Annotated in this window: 24 protein-coding genes; 15 read left to right on the top strand and 9 right to left on the bottom strand. The window is 70.1% G+C overall.

The window, feature by feature from the left end; all coding sequences use genetic code 11:
• Positions 1-30: 30 nt before the first annotated feature.
• Positions 31-633, bottom strand: coding sequence for a DUF1214 domain-containing protein (locus tag SPF06_RS09775; protein WP_323278861.1), 603 nt, complete (start codon positions 631-633; stop codon positions 31-33).
• Between the two features lie 105 nt (positions 634-738).
• Between SPF06_RS09775 and SPF06_RS09770 the strand changes: the two genes are divergently transcribed.
• From SPF06_RS09770 to SPF06_RS09755, 4 genes are read left to right on the top strand one after another with little or no spacing between them, the layout of a single operon-like run.
• Positions 739-1,029, top strand: coding sequence for a VOC family protein (locus tag SPF06_RS09770; RefSeq protein ID WP_323278860.1), 291 nt, complete (start codon positions 739-741; stop codon positions 1,027-1,029).
• Between the two features lie 17 nt (positions 1,030-1,046).
• Positions 1,047-1,775 (top strand): MBL fold metallo-hydrolase, encoded by a 729-nt coding sequence (locus SPF06_RS09765; protein ID WP_323278859.1) that lies wholly within the window; start codon positions 1,047-1,049, stop codon positions 1,773-1,775.
• Between the two features lie 47 nt (positions 1,776-1,822).
• Positions 1,823-2,203 (top strand): ArsR/SmtB family transcription factor, encoded by a 381-nt coding sequence (locus tag SPF06_RS09760; RefSeq protein ID WP_323278858.1) that lies wholly within the window; start codon positions 1,823-1,825, stop codon positions 2,201-2,203.
• Positions 2,200-3,270 carry a cation diffusion facilitator family transporter gene (locus SPF06_RS09755; protein ID WP_323278857.1) on the top strand — a complete coding sequence of 357 codons (1,071 nt, stop codon included), beginning with the start codon at positions 2,200-2,202 and terminating at the stop codon, positions 3,268-3,270. The genes SPF06_RS09760 and SPF06_RS09755 overlap by 4 nt, the downstream gene beginning before the upstream one ends.
• 3 nt (positions 3,271-3,273) lie before the next feature.
• On the opposite strand, the gene mgrA is transcribed toward SPF06_RS09755, so the two are convergent.
• The gene (mgrA, locus tag SPF06_RS09750) at positions 3,274-4,305 is read right to left on the bottom strand and encodes an L-glyceraldehyde 3-phosphate reductase (RefSeq protein WP_323278856.1); all 1,032 of its coding nucleotides are present in this window, start codon (positions 4,303-4,305) and stop codon (positions 3,274-3,276) included.
• A gap of 99 nt (positions 4,306-4,404) precedes the next feature.
• Between mgrA and SPF06_RS09745 the strand changes: the two genes are divergently transcribed.
• Positions 4,405-4,803: an MmcQ/YjbR family DNA-binding protein gene (locus SPF06_RS09745; RefSeq protein ID WP_323278855.1), complete on the top strand. Its 399-nt coding sequence runs from the start codon at positions 4,405-4,407 to the stop codon at positions 4,801-4,803.
• Entirely contained in the window at positions 4,800-5,423 is a 624-nt protein-coding gene (locus SPF06_RS09740) for a hypothetical protein (protein WP_323278854.1), read from the top strand. Before SPF06_RS09745 ends, SPF06_RS09740 begins: the two co-directional genes overlap by 4 nt.
• Positions 5,424-5,437: 14 nt before the next feature.
• Here the strand turns inward: SPF06_RS09740 and SPF06_RS09735 are convergent, their stop codons facing one another.
• The gene (locus tag SPF06_RS09735; protein ID WP_323278853.1) at positions 5,438-6,427 is read right to left on the bottom strand and encodes an ArsR/SmtB family transcription factor; all 990 of its coding nucleotides are present in this window, start codon (positions 6,425-6,427) and stop codon (positions 5,438-5,440) included.
• A gap of 93 nt (positions 6,428-6,520) precedes the next feature.
• Between SPF06_RS09735 and SPF06_RS09730 the strand changes: the two genes are divergently transcribed.
• The 5 genes from SPF06_RS09730 (at position 6,521) to SPF06_RS09710 (ending at position 10,066) form a co-directional block, all read left to right on the top strand.
• Positions 6,521-6,790, top strand: a complete 270-nt coding sequence (locus SPF06_RS09730; RefSeq protein WP_323278852.1) for a hypothetical protein — start codon at positions 6,521-6,523, stop codon at positions 6,788-6,790.
• A 44-nt stretch (positions 6,791-6,834) separates the two neighbouring features.
• Positions 6,835-7,638 (top strand): alpha/beta fold hydrolase, encoded by an 804-nt coding sequence (locus SPF06_RS09725; protein ID WP_323278851.1) that lies wholly within the window; start codon positions 6,835-6,837, stop codon positions 7,636-7,638.
• Between the two features lie 55 nt (positions 7,639-7,693).
• On the top strand, positions 7,694-8,632 hold the full coding sequence (locus SPF06_RS09720; protein ID WP_323278850.1) for an oxygenase MpaB family protein: 939 nt from the start codon (positions 7,694-7,696) through the stop codon (positions 8,630-8,632).
• Positions 8,633-8,689: 57 nt separating this feature from the next.
• Complete coding sequence (locus SPF06_RS09715) at positions 8,690-8,983, top strand: DUF503 domain-containing protein (RefSeq protein ID WP_323278991.1); 294 nt, start codon at positions 8,690-8,692, stop codon at positions 8,981-8,983.
• Between the two features lie 288 nt (positions 8,984-9,271).
• On the top strand, positions 9,272-10,066 hold the full coding sequence (locus SPF06_RS09710) for a type IV toxin-antitoxin system AbiEi family antitoxin (protein ID WP_323278848.1): 795 nt from the start codon (positions 9,272-9,274) through the stop codon (positions 10,064-10,066).
• Positions 10,067-10,127: 61 nt separating this feature from the next.
• Here SPF06_RS09710 and purL read toward each other — a convergent pair whose 3' ends face one another.
• From purL to purS, 3 genes are read right to left on the bottom strand one after another with little or no spacing between them, the layout of a single operon-like run.
• Positions 10,128-12,443, bottom strand: coding sequence for a phosphoribosylformylglycinamidine synthase subunit PurL (gene purL, locus SPF06_RS09705; protein ID WP_323278847.1), 2,316 nt, complete (start codon positions 12,441-12,443; stop codon positions 10,128-10,130).
• Positions 12,440-13,213, bottom strand: a complete 774-nt coding sequence (purQ, locus tag SPF06_RS09700) for a phosphoribosylformylglycinamidine synthase subunit PurQ (RefSeq protein ID WP_323278846.1) — start codon at positions 13,211-13,213, stop codon at positions 12,440-12,442. The genes purL and purQ overlap by 4 nt, the downstream gene beginning before the upstream one ends.
• Positions 13,210-13,482, bottom strand: coding sequence for a phosphoribosylformylglycinamidine synthase subunit PurS (gene purS, locus SPF06_RS09695; protein ID WP_323278845.1), 273 nt, complete (start codon positions 13,480-13,482; stop codon positions 13,210-13,212). The genes purQ and purS overlap by 4 nt, the downstream gene beginning before the upstream one ends.
• A 151-nt stretch (positions 13,483-13,633) precedes the next feature.
• On the opposite strand from purS, the gene SPF06_RS09690 reads away from it, so the two are divergent.
• Together SPF06_RS09690 and SPF06_RS09685 are read left to right on the top strand one after the other, a co-directional pair.
• Positions 13,634-14,017 (top strand): YchJ family protein, encoded by a 384-nt coding sequence (locus SPF06_RS09690; protein WP_323278844.1) that lies wholly within the window; start codon positions 13,634-13,636, stop codon positions 14,015-14,017.
• A gap of 136 nt (positions 14,018-14,153) precedes the next feature.
• Positions 14,154-17,288, top strand: a complete 3,135-nt coding sequence (locus tag SPF06_RS09685) for a S8 family serine peptidase (RefSeq protein ID WP_323278843.1) — start codon at positions 14,154-14,156, stop codon at positions 17,286-17,288.
• 87 nt (positions 17,289-17,375) lie between these two features.
• On the opposite strand, the gene SPF06_RS09680 is transcribed toward SPF06_RS09685, so the two are convergent.
• The 3 genes from SPF06_RS09680 to SPF06_RS09670 form a co-directional block, all read right to left on the bottom strand.
• Complete coding sequence (locus SPF06_RS09680; protein ID WP_323278842.1) at positions 17,376-18,317, bottom strand: 3-methyladenine DNA glycosylase; 942 nt, start codon at positions 18,315-18,317, stop codon at positions 17,376-17,378.
• 20 nt (positions 18,318-18,337) lie between these two features.
• Positions 18,338-18,811 carry an SSI family serine proteinase inhibitor gene (locus SPF06_RS09675; RefSeq protein ID WP_323278990.1) on the bottom strand — a complete coding sequence of 158 codons (474 nt, stop codon included), beginning with the start codon at positions 18,809-18,811 and terminating at the stop codon, positions 18,338-18,340.
• A 79-nt stretch (positions 18,812-18,890) separates the two neighbouring features.
• A complete protein-coding gene (locus SPF06_RS09670; protein ID WP_323278841.1) occupies positions 18,891-19,379 on the bottom strand; it encodes a MarR family winged helix-turn-helix transcriptional regulator in 489 nt (162 codons plus the stop codon).
• Positions 19,380-19,448: 69 nt separating this feature from the next.
• On the opposite strand from SPF06_RS09670, the gene SPF06_RS09665 reads away from it, so the two are divergent.
• Positions 19,449-19,673: a hypothetical protein gene (locus SPF06_RS09665; RefSeq protein WP_323278840.1), complete on the top strand. Its 225-nt coding sequence runs from the start codon at positions 19,449-19,451 to the stop codon at positions 19,671-19,673.
• Positions 19,674-19,745: 72 nt separating this feature from the next.
• Positions 19,746-19,994, top strand: a complete 249-nt coding sequence (locus SPF06_RS09660; RefSeq protein ID WP_323278838.1) for a hypothetical protein — start codon at positions 19,746-19,748, stop codon at positions 19,992-19,994.
• Positions 19,995-20,104 lie beyond the last annotated feature (110 nt).

Below are 20,104 nucleotides of genomic sequence, written 5' to 3'. Positions count from 1 at the left end.
TATGCGTATTTCAGAATAAGGCGATTCATCTCACCGCACCCTGACGACTTCGGGCACCTGGTACGTGCCGTTGAGGATGTCCGCGCCGGGAAGGTAGACGCGGAGCATGAGCTTGAATTTCCCGGAAGGCGTCGGCAGCCAGTTCTGTTCGCGGCCGGCCGGAGCGCTCTGCTGGAAATAGATGTCGACCGAGCCGTCAGCGTTCTTCAGGAGCTCCGAACGGTCGTCAAGGCTTGAGCGGTTGATCGGGTTGTCCACCATGTAGCCGACCACGTCGGTCACGGTGAGTGACCAGAAGGCGTCATGCGGCGGGAGCTGTCCGGCCGGAAAACGCAGGACGTACTCGTGGCTGCCGTTGAGCGATTGCCCTGAGCCGTCCCGCGCCGTCGTCCAATAGGCGGCCTCGTCGAAGACGTTGACGACGGGCAGGGCCTTCGCGCACGCAGCGCGCACGAGGATTCCATTTCCAGGCTGGCCGCACTCGCGGATGCTGCTCCACCCATTGGCAGTCGTCGTCACGGCCCTGCCTACGGCGTCCATGACGAGGACGGCCGTCAAGAACGCGAGAGTGGCGCCGATGATCACGCCTTGCACGACGCCGGATTGCGTGATCCACGCGAGGATGCCTGCCATGCCCGCACCCTAACTCCGACGCCGCGGACTGCACCATGGGTTGTCCACGATGGAGGCGCGCACGAGACTTGGGGGTGGTTCAGGTGCGTGCGAGAGGGAGGGCCCTTGGCTATTCAGCGGATGGACAACGTCGGCATCGTCGTCGACGACTTGGATGAGGCTGCCGCGTTCTTCGCCGAGCTCGGCATGGCGGTCGAAGGAAGGGCGCCAATCGAAGGTGTCTGGGCGGATCGGACCGTAGGGCTCGACGGCATCAGAAGCGACACGATCGACCGCCTGCGCGCACACGGCGCCGAACTCCTCGGCGACGTCGTGCAGTACGAGGACGTCTATCGGCTCTGCTACCTCCGCCGCCCCGCGGGCATCATCGTGGCCCTGGCCGAGCAGATCGGCTGACGGGAGCCGCGCTCGCCATGGAACTCGCCCCGCACCTTCACCGGATCGGCAACGACATCGTCGCCGCCCACCTCATCGTCGCGGACGACGGAATCACCCTCGTCGACGCCGGCCTGCCCGGGCACTATCGCGACGTCGTGCGGGAGCTCGGGGTCCTCGGGCGTCCGCTTTCCGACGTCAAGGGCATCGTGCTGACGCACGGAGACAGCGACCACATCGGCTTCGCCGAACGCCTCCGGAGCGAGCTCGGCATTCCCGTCTTCATCGGTGCCGAGGATGCGGACCGTGCCAAGGGGGCCAAGCCGCCGGCGACGCCGAAGGATCCGCGAAGGATCGGCCCCACCGTCCGCTTCTTCGCGTACGCGATCGCCAAGGGCGCGCTCCGCATCCCGCCGCTGCGGGACGTGACCCCGGTCCACGACGGCGACGTCCTGCCCCTGCCGGGATCCCCGGAGGTCATCGCCATGCCCGGCCACTCGCCGGGAAGCATCGCGGTCCACGTGCCCGCGGTGAGAGCGGTGTTCGTCGGAGACGAGCTCACGACCCGCCACGTGCTGACGGGCGTCTCCGGTCCACAGCCGGCGCCGTTCACCGACGACCAGGCGGGATCATCGGCATCGATCGAGAGGCTCGCTGGCTTGGACGTCGAGTGGGTGATCCCCGGTCACGGGGCCCCGTGGCGCGGCGACGCGCCGTCGCTCATCGCCGCGTACCGCGCTGCGGAGGGCCACCCGACAGCGCACTGATCCGGCCGCGCTTGGTGTTGGGCGTCAGGCTGTGAAACTATCTGCGTATGGATGCAGATAAGCGGATATACGGTCGTGACCCCGATTCGCAGTACGTCGACCTCGCGGTCGAGGTCTTCTCGATGCTCGCCGACGCGACGCGCGTGCGGATCATCCTCGCCCTGCGCGAGCACGGCGAACTCTCGGTGAACCACCTCGCAGACATCGTGGACAAGGCTCCTGCGGCCGTCTCACAGCATCTGGCCAAGCTTCGGCTCGCGAGGATCGTCACCGCCCGGCAAGACGGCACGCGCGCGTTCTACCGGCTCGCGAACGAGCACGCCTCCCAGATGGTCTCCGACGCGATCTTCCAGGCGGAGCACTCCCTTGGAGGCGTGCCGCGCCACCACCACGCCCACGTTGATTCGGTGAAGGAAGCTTCCGCATGAGCGCAGAGCACGGAGCGCACACGCACCCTGACGAGGTCCGCGATCACGACCACGCGCGCGATCACGACCACGCGCACGGGCATCACCATGATCACGATCATGACCATGGGCACGACCACGATCACCATCACGGCACCGGCTGGAAAGCCGCCCTCTACGAGTTCTTCGTGCCGCACACCCACGACGCCGCCGACTCGATCGACGACGCCCTCGAGGCCAGCCAGGAAGGCGTCCGGGCGCTCAAGATCAGCCTCTTCGCGCTCCTCGCGACGACGTCGCTGCAGTTCGCCGTCGTCCTTGTGAGCGGCTCGGTCGCGCTGCTCGCGGACACGGTCCACAACTTCTCGGACGCGCTGACCGCCCTCCCGCTGTGGATCGCGTTCATCCTCGCCCGCCGCCCCGCGACGAAGCGCTACACCTACGGCTACGGGCGCGCCGAGGATCTCGCGGGCCTGTTCATCATCGCGGTCGTCGCCCTCTCGGCAATTGTCGCGGCGTGGCAGTCGATTGAGCGGCTCCTCAACCCGCATCCGCTCGGCAATTTGTGGTGGGTCGCCGCGGCAGGCGTCATCGGCTTCCTCGGGAACGAGGCCGTCGCGGTGTATCGCATCCGGGTCGGCCGGCGGATCGGCTCGGCAGCGCTCGTCGCGGACGGCATCCACGCGCGCACGGACGGCTTCACGTCGCTCGCCGTCGTTGTCGGTGCGGTCGGAGTCATGCTCGGCTTCCCACTCGCTGACCCGATCGTCGGCCTCGCCATCAGCATCGCGATCTTCGTCCTCCTGTGGGGCACTGTCCGCAGCCTCGGACGGCGTCTGCTCGACGGCGTCGACCCCGACCTCGTCCACCGCGCGGAGCACGCGCTCGACGGCGCCCCCGGGGTTCTCGACGTGCGTCGCCTCCAGCTCCGCTGGATCGGGCACCGCCTGCACGGGACCGCCGTCGTCGCCGTCGCCCGCGAAACGACGGTCGGCGAGGCCGACGCCGTCCGGTGGGAGATCCGCCACCGGCTCGGCCACGCCCTCCCCAACGTCGAGGACGTCACCGTCCAGGTCGAGGCGGACTGAGGCTCAGTCCGCCGTCACCTTCGCCCACAGGTTGATGCCGGAATCGACGGCGTCGGAGTCGATGACGGCGAGCTCTTCGTCGGTCAGGGCCGGGCCGTTGAGCGCGTCGAGGTTCGTGTCGAGCTGCTCGACGGAGGACGCCCCGATGACCGCCGATGTGATCCGCGGATCCCGCAGGACCCATTGGAGCGCGAGCTGCGCGAGCTTCTGCCCTCGGGCGGCCGCGAGCTCGTTGAGCCGCCGCACGTGGGCGAGCACGCGCTCGTCGAGGTGTTCGCTCGGGATCGACGATCCGGAGCGGGCCGCGCGGGAATCCGCGGGGACACCGTTGAGGTACCTGTCGGTCAGGAGGCCCTGAGCGAGCGCCGTGAAGACGATGCAGCCCATGCCCTGCGCGCCGAGCTCCTCGAGGAGGCCGCCCTCGATCCATCGGTTGAGCATCGAGTACGAGGGCTGGTGGATGAGCAGGGGCGTGCCGAGCTCGCGCGCGATCGTCGCGGCCTCGCGGGTCTTCGCGGCGGAGTAGGACGAGATGCCCGCGTAGAGCGCACGGCCCGAGCGCACGGCCGTGTCGAGGGCCATCATGGTCTCCTCGATCGGCGTGTCCGCGTCGAAGCGGTGGCTGTAGAAGATGTCGACGTAGTCGAGGCCGAGCCGCTTGAGCGACTGGTCAAGGCTCGCGAGCACGTACTTCCGCGAGCCGCCGCCCTGCCCGTACGGGCCCGGCCACATGTCCCAGCCGGCCTTCGTCGAGATGATGAGCTCGTCGCGGTACGGTGCGAAGTCGTCGCTGAGGTAGCGGCCGAAGTTCTCCTCGGCGCGGCCGTACGGCGGGCCGTAGTTGTTCGCGAGGTCGAAATGCGTCACGCCGCGGTCGAAGGCGCGCCGCAGGATGGCGCGCTGGGTCTCTTCGGACCGGTCGGTTCCGAAGTTCTGCCACAGGCCGAGCGAGAGTGCCGGCAGCTTGAGCCCGCTCTTTCCTGTGAAGCGGTACTCCATGTGGTCGTAGCGGTTGTCGGCGGCGGCGTAGCCCATCATCGATTCCTTCGTTCGCGTCGCGTGTGCGGACCCCTTGCCCAGATTAGTCACCCAGTCCTCGCCCGGAGGAAACCCGGGCGCGGTTAGGCTGAGGCTATGGATGCCGATGCGGTGAGAGAGCTCTGCCTGTCCTTCCCCGGAGCCTACGAGGACTATCCTTTCGGGCCCGACGTCGCCGTCTACAAGGTGCGGCCGCCGGCCTCGGCGGGCTCCGCCGTCGACGGCAAGATGTTCGCGGCGATCCGTCCCGAGGCGAGCCCACTCTCGCTCTCGCTCAAGTGCGATCCCGCGCTCGCGGTCCAGCTCCGCGCGGCACACCCCGAGATCACAGGGGCTTACCACATGAACAAGAAGCACTGGAACGGCGTCCGACTCGACGGGGACCTCGCGCGCGACGCGATCCGCGACCTCGTCGAGGACTCCTACGACCTCGTCGTCGCGTCGCTGCCGCGGGGCCAGCGCGAGGCGCTCGGATGGTCGAGGCTCGCGCAGTGACGCTCGACCAGTCCGCGCTCGACGAGCTCTGGGACTTCAGCGATCCCGCGGCCTCCGAGGCCGCCTTCCGCAACGCGCTCGACGATTCGGCGTACGACGACGTCGAACGCGCCGAGCTGACCACGCAGCTCGGGCGGGCCATTGGTCTGCAGGGCCGGTTCGAGGAGGCCGACGCCGTGCTCGACGAGATCGACGCCGAGCAGGATCCGACCGTCGCCGTCCGCGTCCTCCTCGAGCGCGGCCGCGTGCTCCACTCCGCGGGCCACGCCGCCATGTCGGTGCCCCTCTTCGAGCAGGCCGCCGAGCTCGGCGAGCACCTCGGCGAGGAATTCCTGGCCGCGGACGCGTTCCACATGCTCGCCCTCGCCGACGACGGCCACGCCGAATCCTGGTCCCGCGCCGGCATCGAGTACGCGTCGACGGCCCACACGCCCCGCGTCCAGCGCTGGTGCGTCTCGCTCCACGGCAACCTCGGCTGGCACCTCCTCGGCGCCGGTGCGGCCCACCGGGCTCTCGTCGAATTCCAGCTCGCCGAGCAGTGGGCGGCGCGCGCCGGCACCCCTTCGCAGGCCGCGTGGGCCCGGGAGGGCATCGAGGCGAGCCGCGCGGCAGGTGGTTAAGCAGCTGGTGGGCGCTACGCCCGCGCGAGCAGCTCCTCGCCCACGCGCCCGCGCTGGTAGAACACCTCGCGCCCCGAGCGCAGCGGCTCCGTGAGCCCGGACTCGGCGAGGACCTTGAGGTGGCTGCTGACCGTCCCGGCGGCGAGGTCGAGCGCGCACGCTAGCTGCGTCGTCGTCATCGGGACGTCGAGCTGGGCGAGGATCTGGGCGCGCGTGCGCCCGAGGAGCCGAGAAATCGGGCTTTCGTTCGTCTCGCGCACCTTCTCCCACAGCCGCCCGACGCCGCGCGGCGCGTACGTGATCGTCGGAACGAACGGGGCCGTGTTGAGGACCAGCGTGTTGGGCCACACGAACGCGTTCGGGACGAGGATGAGCCCGCGCCCGGGCGTGGGCAGGTCCGTCACGTCACAGCCGCGAGTGATCTCGAGGCCGTCCGGCGTGGGCCGGACGCTCGGGTGGAGCGTCTTGAAGACCTCCTGGATGCCGTGGCGCGCGAGCTCTTCGAGCCGCGAGTCGATGTCTGCGAGCAGCACCGAGCGCAGGCGCGGCCAATAGGGTTCGACGGCGGTGCCCCAGTACCACTCGAGGGCGGCGGTCACGCGGGCCACACCGCGCGGGACGTCCTCGCGGAATTCTGCGAGAATCCGGGCCGAGTAGTCGGGGAGCTTGCCGCGCTCGAGGTACTTCACGTCGCGGAGCCACAGCTCGGCGGGGATGTCGGCGAACGCTGCGAGCGCGTCCGCGAGGGTGTCCTGCCGGTCCGGGGTCGGGGTGAGGGCGTCGGGGATGGGGCCCTTCGCCTGCACGAGGGTCGTGAGGAGGCGGAGGTGTTCCCGCGCCTTCGGGTCGGGGGAGTCCGCGAGGCGCTTCTTGGCCTCGTCGATCCACGGCTTGTGCAGGGCCGTGCCCTGTTGGAGCGCGCGGAGGCTCGTGACGGTCTCCCAGATCGGCGAGGCCTCGAAGCGGACCCTCGTGAGGTCTTCGCTCGTGAGTCGGATGAGCATGGAAACAGCCTAGGAACACGGGCGCGCGAGGTCGAGGATTCGAGCAGGGCCGAATCGTTTCGCCCGCGATCGGACCGCGCCAGACTGCTTGCCATGACCACGAACACCTGCACCGCAGAGCCCACCGTCCGCTCCTTCCGGCCTGCTCCTCGCCGCGTGGTTCGCCCCGCCCATGGCCCCGTTTCCCGCGCGAGGGGAGCCTCGCCGTCGTCCGTCGTGCGCCGCGTGGCGGCCCGCGTGTGGGCCTGGCTCGCCGAGCGAGCGCGCGAAGCCCGCGACATCGACGCCAGGCTCTCCGCCCGCCGCGACGAGGACGCCGCCCGCCTGTCCCGATCCGGAGCATGGCCGGCGCGGATCCTCTGAGCGGATCCTTGACCGTCGGCGCCGCCCGCCGGACGCTGATTCGCATGGAAAGCGTCACCGTCGAGGGCCTGCGGATCACCTACCGGAGGGCGGGCAGCGGGCCGCCGCTCGTCCTCCTGCACGGCGCGTACGAAGACAGCCGAGTCTGGGAAGACCAGCTGGAGGAGCTCTCAGACGAGTTCACCGTCGTCGCGTGGGACACGCCAGGCTGCGGAGGCTCGGACGACCTCGCCCTGAGCGCTGGCTCGCTCGGCGAGCTCCTCGCCGGATTCCTCGGGGTGACCGGCCTCGCGGGCCGGCGGCCGCACGTGCTCGGCCTTTCCTTCGGGTCGGTCGTCGCGCTGGACCTGTGGCGGACGCATCCCGAGATCCCGAGGACCCTCATCTTGGCTTCGGCCTACGCGGGCTGGGCAGGCTCGCTTCCGCCCGAGGAGGTCGAGCGGCGCTACCGCCAGGCGACCGCCGAGCTCGAGAAGCCGCCGTCGGAGATCATCCCGGCCTGGCTGCCGACTCTCCTGACCCCGCGGGCCACGGACGCGATGAGGGCGAAGGTCGCGCGGCTGTTCGAGGACTTCCGCCCCGCGGGGATGCGGGCGCTGCTCGCCGCCGCCGGCCGCGCAGACTACCGCCCGGTGCTCCCGACCATCACCGTGCCCACGCTGCTGCTGTACGGATCCGAGGACGTGCGCTCGCCCGTCGCCGTCGGCGAGGAGCTGCACCGGCAGATCACCGGCTCCGAGCTCATGGTCCTTCCCGACGTGGGCCACATGAGCTTCGTCGAGGCCCCTGAGGCGTTCAACGGCGCGGTGAGGCGCTGGCTGCGGGTGCACAACGTGGTGTCAGTGTGACGGCGTTCGCGCGGGGCCGTTGCCCGCCGGCGCCCCGCTGCGCGACGCTTGGAAGGTGAGCATCGGTGTCCTCGAGCCTCTGCGCCGACGGCTGAGCCTGACGTTCGCGGGCCAGTCCGAGGGGATCCCCGCGTGGGAGCTCGCGCTCGAGGACGGCGACGACGCGGGGTACTTCGCCGCGGATTCCGTCACGTGGCGCGTGCACGGCGGGATGACGCCGATCGTCGGCGGGATCCGAGCGCTCCTCACGCAGGCCCTGCACCCTGGCGTCCTCGCTGGGGTCCTCGACCATTCGTACTATCAGGAGGATCCCCTCGCCCGCCTCGCCCGGACGATCCGCTGGGTCTTCACCGTGACGTTCGGCGACACCGAGGCCGCGCGCGCCGCGTGCGAGCACGTCCGGCGGCGCCATGGGCCGGTTGTCGGCCGCTACGCGGACGGGCGCGGCGCCGAGCGGGAGTACTCGGCGAACGATCCCGAACTCCTCGAATGGGTCCACATCGCGTTCACGGATGCGTTCCTCGGCGCGTACGAATACGTCCGCGGCCCGCTTCCCGCCGGCCGCGCAGACCAGTACGTGCGGGAGTGGGCTGTGGCGGGGGAGCTCATGGGCGTCGCCTCGCCGCCGCGCTCGGTCGCCGCGCTGCGGGAGCGGCTCGACGCGTACGACGACGGCGCGCGCCTCGCGCATTCGCCGCGCGTCGACGAGGCGGTCGGCTTCCTGCGGAACCTCCCGCTAGACCCCATGCTCGTGCCGGGGTATCGGACGCTGTTCGCCGCGGCCGTCGACTCGATGTCCGACCGGCACGTCTCGCTGCTCGGCCTCGACAAGTCCTCGCTCGGGCGGGGCCTGCTTCCGCCAAGGCCTGCCGCGTCCCTGACCCTCGCCGTCGTCGGCCTCGCGCTCGGCAGCCCCGGGCCGAGCGAGCAGGCCGCCCGCCGCCGCCTAGCCCGCCTCGGGGCGCCGCCCCCACCCCCATCGACTGCTCCGTAACTGTCGTTGTGAGGACTCAAAACGACAGTTACGGAGCAGTCGATGAACAATAGGCCCATGTGGATCGCGTGGATCGAGGTCGACATCCTGCTCGGGGATGTGCATTCGCTCAAGGAGAAGCGGGCGATTGTCCGGCCCCTTGTCGGTGAGCTGCGGCGGCGGTTCGACGTCTCGGCGGCCGAGGTCGGAGACCAGGACCTCCATCGCCGCGCCCAGCTCGGCGCGGTGCTCGTCTCCGCGGACCGGGCGCACGCGGTCGAGGTGCTCGACGCCGTCGAACGCTTCCTCGCGGGGCGCCCCGAGCTCGACCTGCTGAGCGCCCGCCGCCGCGAGGTCCGCAGCGAGGACTAGCCCTTCACACCGCATCGACTGCTCCATAACTGTCGTTTTGGGGGCTCAAAACGACAGTTATGGAGCAGTCGATGCGAGGCTGTGGATAACGCCGGGCTCCCTCCGGGGCTCATCTGATCGGATGGAGCCATGAAGACTCCCAGACCGCTTCCGACACATCTGGAATCGCGACCGTTTACCCTCGCGGAAGCCGTCTCGTCTGGGGTCACGCCAAGACGCCTGCGTCACCCCTCGCTGCGTGCCTTGGGGCGCGGAATCCGAACCGCGCGGACGACGGCGGAACTCCCCTTGAGCGCAAGGGTCCGGCCTTTCGTCGAGGTCAACGTCCAGTGCGCGGCGTCGCACTGGACAGCTGCGGCGTTGTTTGGCCTGCCGGACCTCTCGAGAGGGCGTGCCGAGGGCTATCACGTGATCCGTCCCGAGGGGGCGGCGCACCTGGTCCGCCCGCACATCGTGGTCCATCGGGCCAAGCTCTCCGCCGATGAAGTGACGGCTGTGGAGGGGATGTGGGTGACCACTCCCGCGCGGACCTGGCTCGACCTCGCGGAGATGCTCCCGGTCGACGACATCGTGGTGATGGGTGACGCGTGCGTGCGCGTCCCGTACCTCGAGCTCGAGGGCCGGTCGGAGCCCTACGCCACGATCGAGGAACTGCGCAGTGTCGTAGATCGGCACAAAGGAAAACGCGGAATTCGGAAGGCCCGGCTGGCTCTCGAGCTCATCAGGATCGGTGCGGATTCGCCCCCGGAGACGCGCCTACGGCTCGCGTGCATGGAAGCCGAGCTTCCCGAGCCACAGCTCAACCTCCAGATCGCAACGCCCGACGGGCGCCGCGGCCCGAAGCCGGACATCGCCTTCGTGGAGTTCCGCGTCGGTGTCGAGTACGAGGGCGAGCATCACGGTTCGCAGGACCAAGTGGTGCGTGACATCACGCGATCCGAGCTCTACGCCGAGGCGGGCTGGCTCGAGGTTCGCATTTCGAAGCGTCACATGGCCAACGACGCGAAATCCGCTGTCGCGAAAGTCCGAACTGCGTTGGCGCAGAGGGGTTGGCGCCCCGGGCGGAAAACGACTGCTCCGTAACTGTCGTTCTGAGGGTTCAAAACGACAGTTACGGAGCAGTCGATGCGTCCGAAAGTGAGCCTCAGCCGAAGTACTTCGGCAGCGTCCCCTCGTGGGCCTCGCGGAGCTCGGCGATCGGGAGGTCGAAGAGCCCCTGGACCTCGAGGGAGGTCGCGAGAACGTCGACGACGCCGAGGCGCACCACCGGGAACTGGCGTGCGGCGGCCATGTCGTTGAAGCGCACCTCCTCGGAGCGGGGGACGGCGACGACGGCGCGCGCCTGCGACTCCGAGAACAGCGCCGTGAAGGCGTCGACGCCGTCGCGCTCGCACAGGTCGTCGAGCGCTACGCGGGCGCCGACGCCGAAGCGCAGCACCATCTCGGACAGGGCCGCGGCGAGGCCACCCTCGGAGAGATCGTGCGCCGAATCGACCATGCCGTCGCGCGAGGCGTTGATGAGGAGCGAGCCGAGCGTCTTCTCCGCCTCGAGGTCGAGCTTCGGCGGGAGCCCGCCGAGGTGCCCGCGGAGGTTCGCGAACTCCGAGCCGTCGAGCTCGTCGCGCGTCGTGCCGAGGAGATAGATCGCCTGGCCGTCCGCGTTCTGCTGCCAGCCCGACGGCGTGCGGCGGGCGACGTCGTCGAACTTGCCGAGGACGCCGACCACCGGGGTGGGGTGGATCGCCGTCGTGCCCGTCTGGTTGTAGAGCGAGACGTTGCCGCCGGTGACGGGGATGCCGAGCGTCTGGCATGCGTCGGCGAGGCCGCGCACGGCCTCGGCGAACTGCCACATGACCTCGGGGTCCTCCGGGGAGCCGAAGTTGAGGCAGTCGGTGACGGCCATCGGCACGGCGCCCGTGGTCGCGACGTTCCGGTACGACTCCGCGAGGGCAAGCTGCGCGCCCGTGTACGGGTCGAGGTAGGCGTAGCGGCCGTTCGCGTCGGTCGAGATGGCGACGCCGAGGCCGGTCTCCTCGTCGACGCGGATCACGCCGGAGTCGTCGGGAGAGGCGAGCGCGGTGTTGCCGCCCACGTAGTGGTCGTACTGCTTCGTGACCCACGACTTGTCGCACATGTTCGGCGAGGCCATGAGCTCGAGCACGGCCGCCTTGAGTTCGTCGCCGGTCGCTGGCAGACCCTTCGCCGCCTCCGAAGCGCGGAAGGTGTCCTTCTGCACGCCGTCGAGCCACTCCGGCCGGTTGAACGGGCGGTTGTAGACCGGGCCCTCGTGCGCGACGGTGCGGGGATCGACGTCGACGATCGTCTCGCCGTCCCACGTGATGACGAGCCGGCCCGTGTCGGTGACCTCGCCGAGCCACGAGAACTCGACGTTCCACTTCTCCATGACCTTCTCGAACTCGGCCACGTGCTCGGGAGTCACAACCGCCATCATGCGCTCTTGCGACTCGGACATGAGGATCTCACCCGGCGTCAGGGTGGGGTCGCGGAGGAGGACGTTCGTCAGTTCGACGCGCATGCCGCCCTCACCGTTCGAGGCGAGCTCCGACGTCGCGCACGAGATGCCGGCCGCGCCGAGGTCCTGGATGCCCTCGACGAGCGAGTGCTTGAAGAGCTCGAGGCAGCACTCGATGAGCACCTTCTCGGCGAACGGGTCGCCGACCTGGACGGCGGGGCGCTTCGAGGGCTTGGTGTCATCGAAGGATTCCGAAGCCAGAACAGAGGCCCCGCCGATGCCGTCGCCGCCCGTCCGGGCGCCGAACAGCACGACGCGGTTGCCCACGCCCGAGGCGTTGGCGAGGCGCAGGTCCTCGTGGCGCAGGACGCCGACGGCGAGCGCGTTCACGAGCGGGTTGGCCTGGTAGACGGAGTCGAAGACGACCTCGCCGCCGATGTTCGGCAGGCCGAGCGAGTTCCCGTAGCCGCCGATGCCTGACACGATGCCGTGCACGAGGCGCGCCGTGTCAGGGTGGTCGATCGCGCCGAAGCGCAGCGGGTCCATGACCGCCACGGGCCGCGCGCCCATCGAGATGATGTCGCGCACGATCCCGCCGATGCCCGTCGCCGCGCCCTGGTACGGCTCGACGAACGAGGGGTGGTTGTGGGACTCGACCTTGAACGTGACGGCCCAGCCGTCGCCGAGGTTGGTCACACCGGCGTTCTCGCCGATGCCCACCATCATGTCCTTCTTCATCTCGTCGGTGAGCTTCTCGCCGAACTGGCGGAGGTGCACCTTGGAGGACTTGTACGAGCAGTGCTCGCTCCACATGACCGAGTACATGGCGAGCTCGGCGGCGGTGGGACGGCGGCCCAGGAGCTTGACGATCTCCTCGAACTCGTTCTGCTTGAGGCCGAGCTCGGCCCACGGCAGCTCGACGTCCGGCGTCTCGGCGGCGTGCTCGACGGTGTCGATGTTGAACTTGGGGGCGGTCTGCGTGCTCACTTTGCCTCTCCCACGAGCGTGCTCAGGACGGACGCGAAGAACCCGAGGCCGTCAGTGCTGTACGTACCGTTGGCGGCGAGCGGGCCGAAGCCGGGTTCGACGGCGTGCTCGGGGTGCGGCATGAGGCCCACGACGTTGCCCGCGGTGTTGGTGATGCCGGCGATCCCGCGGCGCGAGCCGTTCGGGTTCCAGCCGACGTAGCGGAACGCGACGCGGCCCTCGCCCTCGAGCTCGTCGAGCGTCTTCTCGTCCGCGACGTACTGGCCGTCCTGGTTCTTGAGGACGATCGTGATTTCCTGGCCATTGTCGTACTGGTTGGTCCAGGCCGTCTGGTTGTTCTCGACGCGGAGGGTCTGGTCGCGGCAGATGAACTTGAGGTGGTCGTTCTTGATCATCGAGCCGGGCAGCAGATGCGATTCCGTGAGGATCTGGAAGCCGTTGCAGATGCCGAGCACCGGCAGCTTGTCGATCGAGTTCGCGGCGTCGACGATCTTCGCCATGAGCGGCGCGAAGCGCGCGATCGCGCCCGCTCGGAGGTAGTCCCCGTAGGAGAACCCGCCGGGGATCACGACGGCGTCCACGCCGCGAAGGGCCGCGGGATCGGCGTCGCCGTGCCACAGGGGAACGGGGGTCGCGCCCGCGAGGCGCACTGCGCGCGCGGCGTCGCGGTCGTCGAGCGTGCCGGGGAAGGTCACGACGCCGATGCGGGCGTCGCTGAGCGGCGCGTTCTCGGGAGCCCCGAGGTCCGCAATGAGGGGCGTCTCGCTCATGCTCGCTCCGCCTCGGTGTCCTCTGCGAGGACTTCCACGTTCACGACGTCTTCGATGACCGGGTTCGAGAGCATCGTCGAGGCGGCGTTGCGGGCCTGCTCGAGGATCTCCTCCGTGACTTCGCCGTCGACCGTGAGCTCGAAGCGCTTGCCCTGGCGCACGCCGCTGAAGGCGGTGAAACCGAGCCGCGGCAAGGCCCCGACGATCGCCTTCCCCTGGGGGTCGAGAATCTCGGGCTTCGGCATGACATCGACAACGATCCGGGGCATCGAGCAGGCTCCTGTGCTTGGGGGTGAGTGGGCAAGCCACAGAAGTGCCCGTCTCACCTCTCTTGCCTTGAAGACAGAGCGCTCCGCGAGCTTGCAACCTGATTCTACCGGAGGGGCCCGTCACCGCCGGAATCGCGGCTACTCTGGGCGCATGGCCCTTGATCCCGGCGCCCGGTGCCCGTGCGGCTCGGGCGAAACCTACGGAGCGTGCTGCGGCCGCTTCCACGCGGGCGAGACCGCCCCGACGGCCGAGGCGCTCATGCGCTCGCGGTACAGCGCGTTCGCGGTGGGGGATCGGAGCTACCTCCTCGCGACGTGGCATCCGTCGACTCGCCCTGCCGTGCTCGAACTCGACGATCGAACGCAGTGGCGGCGGCTCGACGTCGTCCGCATCGAGGCGGGCGGCCCCTTCGACGACCGCGGCGTCGTCGAATTCGAGGCGAGATATGCGGACGACGACGGGCGCGGAGTCATGCGCGAGACGTCCCGTTTTGTGCGCGAGGGCGGGCGCTGGCTCTACCTCGACGCGGACTAGGCTTATACCGCCCTTCGCTGGGAAAAGTCTGGGACACGGCTGTCATTATCCCTAGTATGAAGCGGTTCTTTCGGGTACTTTGACACAATCCGCCCAGTGGCGGAAGTCACACTCGCCGAAAGGTTGCACCCCTGTGATGACAGCTCACTCGCGCCCAGCACCACGATCCCTCCGAAGGCTCGCTGCCCTCGCCGTCGCCCTTCCGCTCGCGATCGGCACCCTCGCCGGTCCAGTCCATGCAGCACCAGACCAGCCGCGCACCGCCGCAGAGGCCGCCTCAGTCGACCCAGGTGCCTACCCGCCGGGCCGCTACGTCGTGGTCCTCGCCGAAGCCGCGGCTGCCGCGTACGACGGCGACACCCCCGGCTACGCGGCGACCAAGCCCGAGAAGGGCCGCAAGGTCGACGCCGGCAGCGCCGCCTACCGCGCCTATGACGCGCACCTGCGCGGCGCACAGCGCGACGTCGCCGCGAGGCACGGGGTCCGCGTCGGCCAGCAGTTCACGACGGCGCTCAACGGCTTCACCGCCCAGCTCACCACGGACCAGGCCGTCGCGCTCGCGAAGGACCCCGCGGTCGTGGCGGTCTCGCGCGACGTCGAGAACGCCCCCGACTACACGAGCAACGACTTCATGAAGCTCACGGGCCCCAGCGGAAGCTGGGCCACCCAGTTCGGCGGCAAGGGCAACGCGGGCAAGGGCGTCGTCGTCGGCGTCATCGACACGGGCTACGCGCCGGACAACCCATTCTTCGCGGGAGATCCGGTCCAGCCGCTGAGCGGCCCGGCGCAGGTCGGAGTCCCGTACCGCGACGCGGACGGCAAGATCGCGATGCTCAAGGCGGACGGCACGACGTTCACGGGCGAGTGCGAGCCCGGTCGGGGCACGGGTGCCTCGTTCGACGGCTCGGCCTGCAACTCGAAGATCATCAGCGCGCGTTACTTCGCGGACGCGTTCCTCCAGTACGTCGCGCCCGAGCACCGGGCTCCCGAGGAGGTCATCTCCCCGGTGGACATCGCGAGCCACGGTTCGCACACGGCGTCGACTGCTGCGGGCAACACGGGCGTCCACCTGACCGTCGCCGGCACCGACTTCGGCACGAGCTCGGGCGTCGCACCCGCCGCGACGATCGCGGTCTACAAGGTCTGCTGGGAAGACGACGACCCGAACACGGGCGGGTGCTACACGTCGTCGTCGGTCGCGGCGATCGACGCCGCGGTCAAGGACGGCGTCGACGTGCTCAACTACTCGATCTCGGGAAACACCAACTCGACGACCGATCCGGTCGCACTCGCGTTCCTCAACGCGGCCTCGGCGGGCGTGTTCGTCGCGGCCTCGGCCGGCAACTCCGGGCCCACGGCCTCGACCGTCAACCACGCCTCGCCGTGGCTCACGACCGTCGCAGCGAGCACGTTCCCCGGCGATCTCCTCGGCACGATCACGGTCTCCGACGGCACGAAGTACCGCGGCGCGTCCGTCATGACCGGGGAGATCAAGGACGCGACGCCCGTCCTCGCAGCGGACGCCGCGGCCGCGGGCGCCGCGAGCCCGAACCTGTGCGGGCCCAATACGCTCGACCCGGCCAAGGCGGCGGGCAAGGTCGTCGTGTGCGATCGCGGCGTCGTCGCCCGCGTCGACAAGAGCGCCGAGGTCAAGCGCGCCGGCGGTATCGGCATGATCCTCGTGAACCTCTCGCCGAGCTCCGAGGACTCCGATCTGCATTCGGTCCCGACCATCCACGTCAACGCCCCCGCCGGCCCCGAGCTCAAGGCCAAGCTCGCGGCGAACCCCGCGCTCACGGTCACGATGCAGCGCGGCGACTTCACGGGCCTGCCCCCGACGCCGACCCCGCAGATCGCTGGCTTCTCGTCGCGCGGCCCGTCGCTCGCCTCGGGCGGCGACCTCCTCAAGCCGGATGTCTCGGCGCCGGGCGTCAACGTCCTCGCGGGCGTCTCGACCGTGGGGAACCACGGCGAGCAGTTCGGCTTCATGTCCGGCACGTCGATGGCCGCGCCGCATATCGCGGGCGTCGGCGCGCTCGTGCTCGCCAAGCAGCCCGCGTGGTCGCCGGCCGCCGTCAAGTCGGCGATGATGACGACGGCGTACCCGCTCGTCGGGGCGGACGGCGCGCCGAACACGAACCCGTTCGACGGCGGCGCGGGCCACGTCGACACGGCGAAGGTCCTCGACCCCGGACTGGTCTACGACTCGGGGCCCCAGCAGTGGAACGCGTTCCTCAATGGCCAGGGCGTCACGACGAGCAGCTCCAAGAAGCTCGGGACGCTCGCCGCGAAGGACGTCAACGTGCCATCGATCGCCCTCGGCTCGCTCGTGGGGGAGGCCGTGGTCAAGCGGCAGCTCACGGCCGTCGTTCCCGGCGTGTACCGCCCGCAGGTGAACCTGCCCGGGGTCACGGTCGAGGTCACCCCCAACGTGCTCAACTTCGTGAAGGCCGGGCAGACCCGCGAGGTCACGCTCCGGATCAAGAACGCGAGCGCGCCGTCGGGGCAGTTCACCACGGGCACGCTCACGTGGGGCGGCCCGCGGACCGTGGTCTCGCCGATCGCGGTGCGCCCGGTCGAGGCCAAGGTCGAGCCCAGCTACAGCTTCTCCTCGGCGGGAGGCGACGGCTCGGGCACGTTCCTGCTTACCTCGGGCACTGACGCTCCGATCCCGGTGGGCGTCGAGGGGCTCGTGCCCATGGCCCAGAAGGCGATCACGAAGACGCCCGGCGCGGTTGCGAACCGCACGGACGCCCACAACGAGGTTGTCGCGGTGACCGTCCCGGCCGGGCAGAAGTTCGCGCGCCTCGGCGTCAAGGCCGCGAACCCGTCCGCCGACTGGGACATGTACGTGTTTGGGCCGAACGGCAAGGGCGGCCTCGCACTGACGACCGTCGCGACGGCGAACGCGAGCGAATACCTCGACGTCGCGGACCCGCTCCCGGGCACCTACTACATCGTCGCTAACCTCTTTGCGACGCCCGACGGCGGAGCCTCCGACGCGACGGTCCTCGCCGCGTCGTGGTCCGGCGACGCGGGCAATCTGGCCGTGATGCCGAATCCGATCGTCGCGGCCAACGGAACCCAGGCCACCGAGACGCTCGCGTGGACGGGGCTCGCGCCGGGCGCCTACCTCGGGCGGCTATCGTTCGGCACGAGCGGGATCCGCAGCTGGGTCGACGTGACGATCGGCTCGGCCGGCGCGGCGGCCGGGGCAAGCCCCGCGGGCGCTCCCGCTCTAGCCGAGGCGGACGCGGTCCCGGGCCACTGAGTGGCTCGCCGACGCGTGGCCACCTCTCGCCGACGCGTGGCCAGCTCTCGCCGACGCGTGGCCACCCCTCGCCGACGCGTGGCCAGCTCAGGCGACCGCTGCCGCCAAGGGCTCGATCGCCGTCGTCAGCCGCTCCCGGAGCACCGCCGCCTCGGCGGCGAAGGCCCGCTGCGCCTCGACGTATTCGGCCTTCCCCGTGGGCGTCTCGATCCGGATCGGCTGGTAGCCCCAGCCGGAGAGGTCGTAGGGCGAGGCCTGCATGTCCATCTCGCGGACGCGCCACGCGAGCTCGAAGCAGTCCATGAGCAGCTCGCCGGGCACCGCGGGGCCGAGCTTGTACGCCCACTTGTAGAGGTCCATGTTCGCGTGGAGGCAGCCGGGCTGCTCGAGGTGGCGCTGCGTCGCGCGCGTGGGCTGGAGCTCGTTGAGCGGCGCGGCGTCGGGGGTGTAGAAGCGGAACGCGTCGAAATGCGTGCAGCGGATCCGGTGTTCCTCGACCACGCGGTCCGTGCCATCGGCCCCGAGCCGCAGCGGGAGGTATTCGTGCCGGATCCCGAACTTCTCCGAGCGGTACACCATGGCCCACTCGTGCAGCCCGAAGCACCCGAACTGGGCGGGTCGCTGCGCTGTCCCGCTGAGGATGACGCCGCAGAAGCGCACGGTCTCCTCGCGTTCGGCGAGGTAGGCGGCGGCATCGAGGACGACGGCGGGGCTCCCCTCGCGCACGCCCGCGGCCACGCGTTCGGTGACCGTGAGCGGCCGGTAGTACTTCCAGCCGACTCGCTCGGCGGCGGCCTCCCCGGTGAGCGCGACCCCCGTTCCCGGGTGCCAGCGGCTGAGCTGTGCGGGCTTGAGCGTGTAGTACGTGAACAGGAAGTCCTCGACCGGGTGCTTCTTCCCCGCGTTCCGGCGCCCGACGAACGTCTCGGCGAACCGGGCCGCCCGCTCCGCGTGGGCCCGGGCGCGCGCGAGCCATTCGTGCTCGTCGAGCACGGTGTGGGGGGCAGCGGCAGGGGCGGGCGAAGGCATCGGTCCATTATCCCCGGCTGTCACTGGTTGCCGGGTGGGCCGATGAGCGGGGTCGCTGCGTTCCAGTCCTCCGTCTCGCAGCCGTTCGTGCGGGAGAAGCGGCGGGCGACGGGCGCGCCGTCGTACGTTCCCGTAACCGTCGCGACGTCTGGGCCGCCGTAGAGCATCGTGCACGCCCGGTCGGGCGGCGGTGACGGCGGGAACAGGATCTCGCGATGGGCCGCGACCAGCGCACACGCCGCGGCTGCAGTGGGGTGGCTCGACCCGGGCGCCGGCGTCGCGCCCGCGCACCGCAGCGTCCACCGCTGTTCGGGCTGCCCGGGCGCATGGACGACGACGATGCTGAGTTCCGCTGCCGCCGTTCCGGAGGCTGCCGGGGCCGTGGGCGCGCTCGACGTGGCTCCCGGCCCGGAACCACTCGCGCCTCCGCAGCCCGCGAGCAGTGCCGCCGCCGCGAGCGGCAGGAACCCGAGCGACAGGACCGCGACCTTCATCCGCACGACTCGATCCTCCGTCCGGCGCCCCGCCCGCACAACCGTCCTTTCAGCACATCACCGTCCCTCAAGCGGACGGTCATGTCCGTGCCCCGTCCGCCTCCCGGCTCGCGTGGGCCGCGGCGATGAGCTTCATCATCGACCGGTGCAGCTCGTCGGCCTCGGCGCGGGTGATTCCCAGACGGGCCATCATCGTGACTGGCACGGCGAGCGCCTTCTCGCGCAGGGCCCGTCCGGCCGCCGTGAGCGAGACGTCGAGCGCGCGCTCGTTCCCGGGCTGGCGCGTGCGCGTGACGAGGCCGGCCTCCTCGAGGCGCTTGAGCAGCGGCGTCATCGTGGCCGGCTCGAGGAGGAGTGCGTCGCTCACATCCCGGACGGTGCGGGGGCTTCGCTCCCACAGGGCGAGCATTACGAGGTATTGCGGATGCGTGAGGCCCATCGGCTCGAGCACAGGGCGGTAGGACGCGATGACGCTTCGGCTTGCGACGGCCAGGGCGAAGCAGAGCTGGCGTTCGAGCAGCAGGTCGTCGTCGGAGCCGAGCGCCGCGCCCGAGTCTGGGTCCGTCATCGGAAGCCTCCATGTGTTAGTGCACTAACAATCAGGGTACTATGGATTGACCGGACGAAAGGCGGGGACATGGCCCAGGAGAATTTCACGCAGCGCTTCATGCGGGCAACCGGAAAGCTGCGCGCCGTCTTCGGCCCTGCCCATCGCGGCACGACCGAGGGCGAGATGACCGACGCGAACAAGGCCCTCCTCGCGCAGCGCGAGGCCGAGGCCCAGCAGTGGGAGACCGTGACGCGGCCCGACGGCAGCACCTACGTCGTCCCGAAGGACCCGGACGACCGCTCGCTGCGCTGATCCTGGCCGCGCCGCCCCTGAGGCCCAGATCACACCGGGCGTAAAATGGCCCAAGCGGGAGGGGGTGATGACATGCCCGATTCGCAGAAGCCGCACGAGGAGCCCGAAGAGCACAAGCACCACGTGCTCGAGAAGTTCATGAACGCGACCGATCGCATGGCCAAAGTGATCGTGGCGCCACAGCGCGGGGACCCGAGCGCCCCCGTGGTGCACAAGCACGACGACTTCGAACAGGCGTCCGAGGACGAACTGCGGACCTTCGAAGTGGAGACGGATTCCGAAGGCCACCACTACGCGGTCCGGAAGGACACGAAGCCCTAGGACCCGGCGCCGCACGCGCGGCGTCCCGAAAACGCACGACGGCGGGTGCCCACCCGCCGTCGTTCATTGTTCCGGGCGCTTGGCACACCCGGCGGCCGCCGCGAAGGTGG

Source organism: Sinomonas terricola, from assembly GCF_034931225.1.
Classification (GTDB): Bacteria; Actinomycetota; Actinomycetes; order Actinomycetales; family Micrococcaceae; genus Sinomonas; species Sinomonas terricola.
Note: the sequence above shows the minus strand (reverse complement) of the source record. Positions and strands in the feature narration are given on the sequence as shown.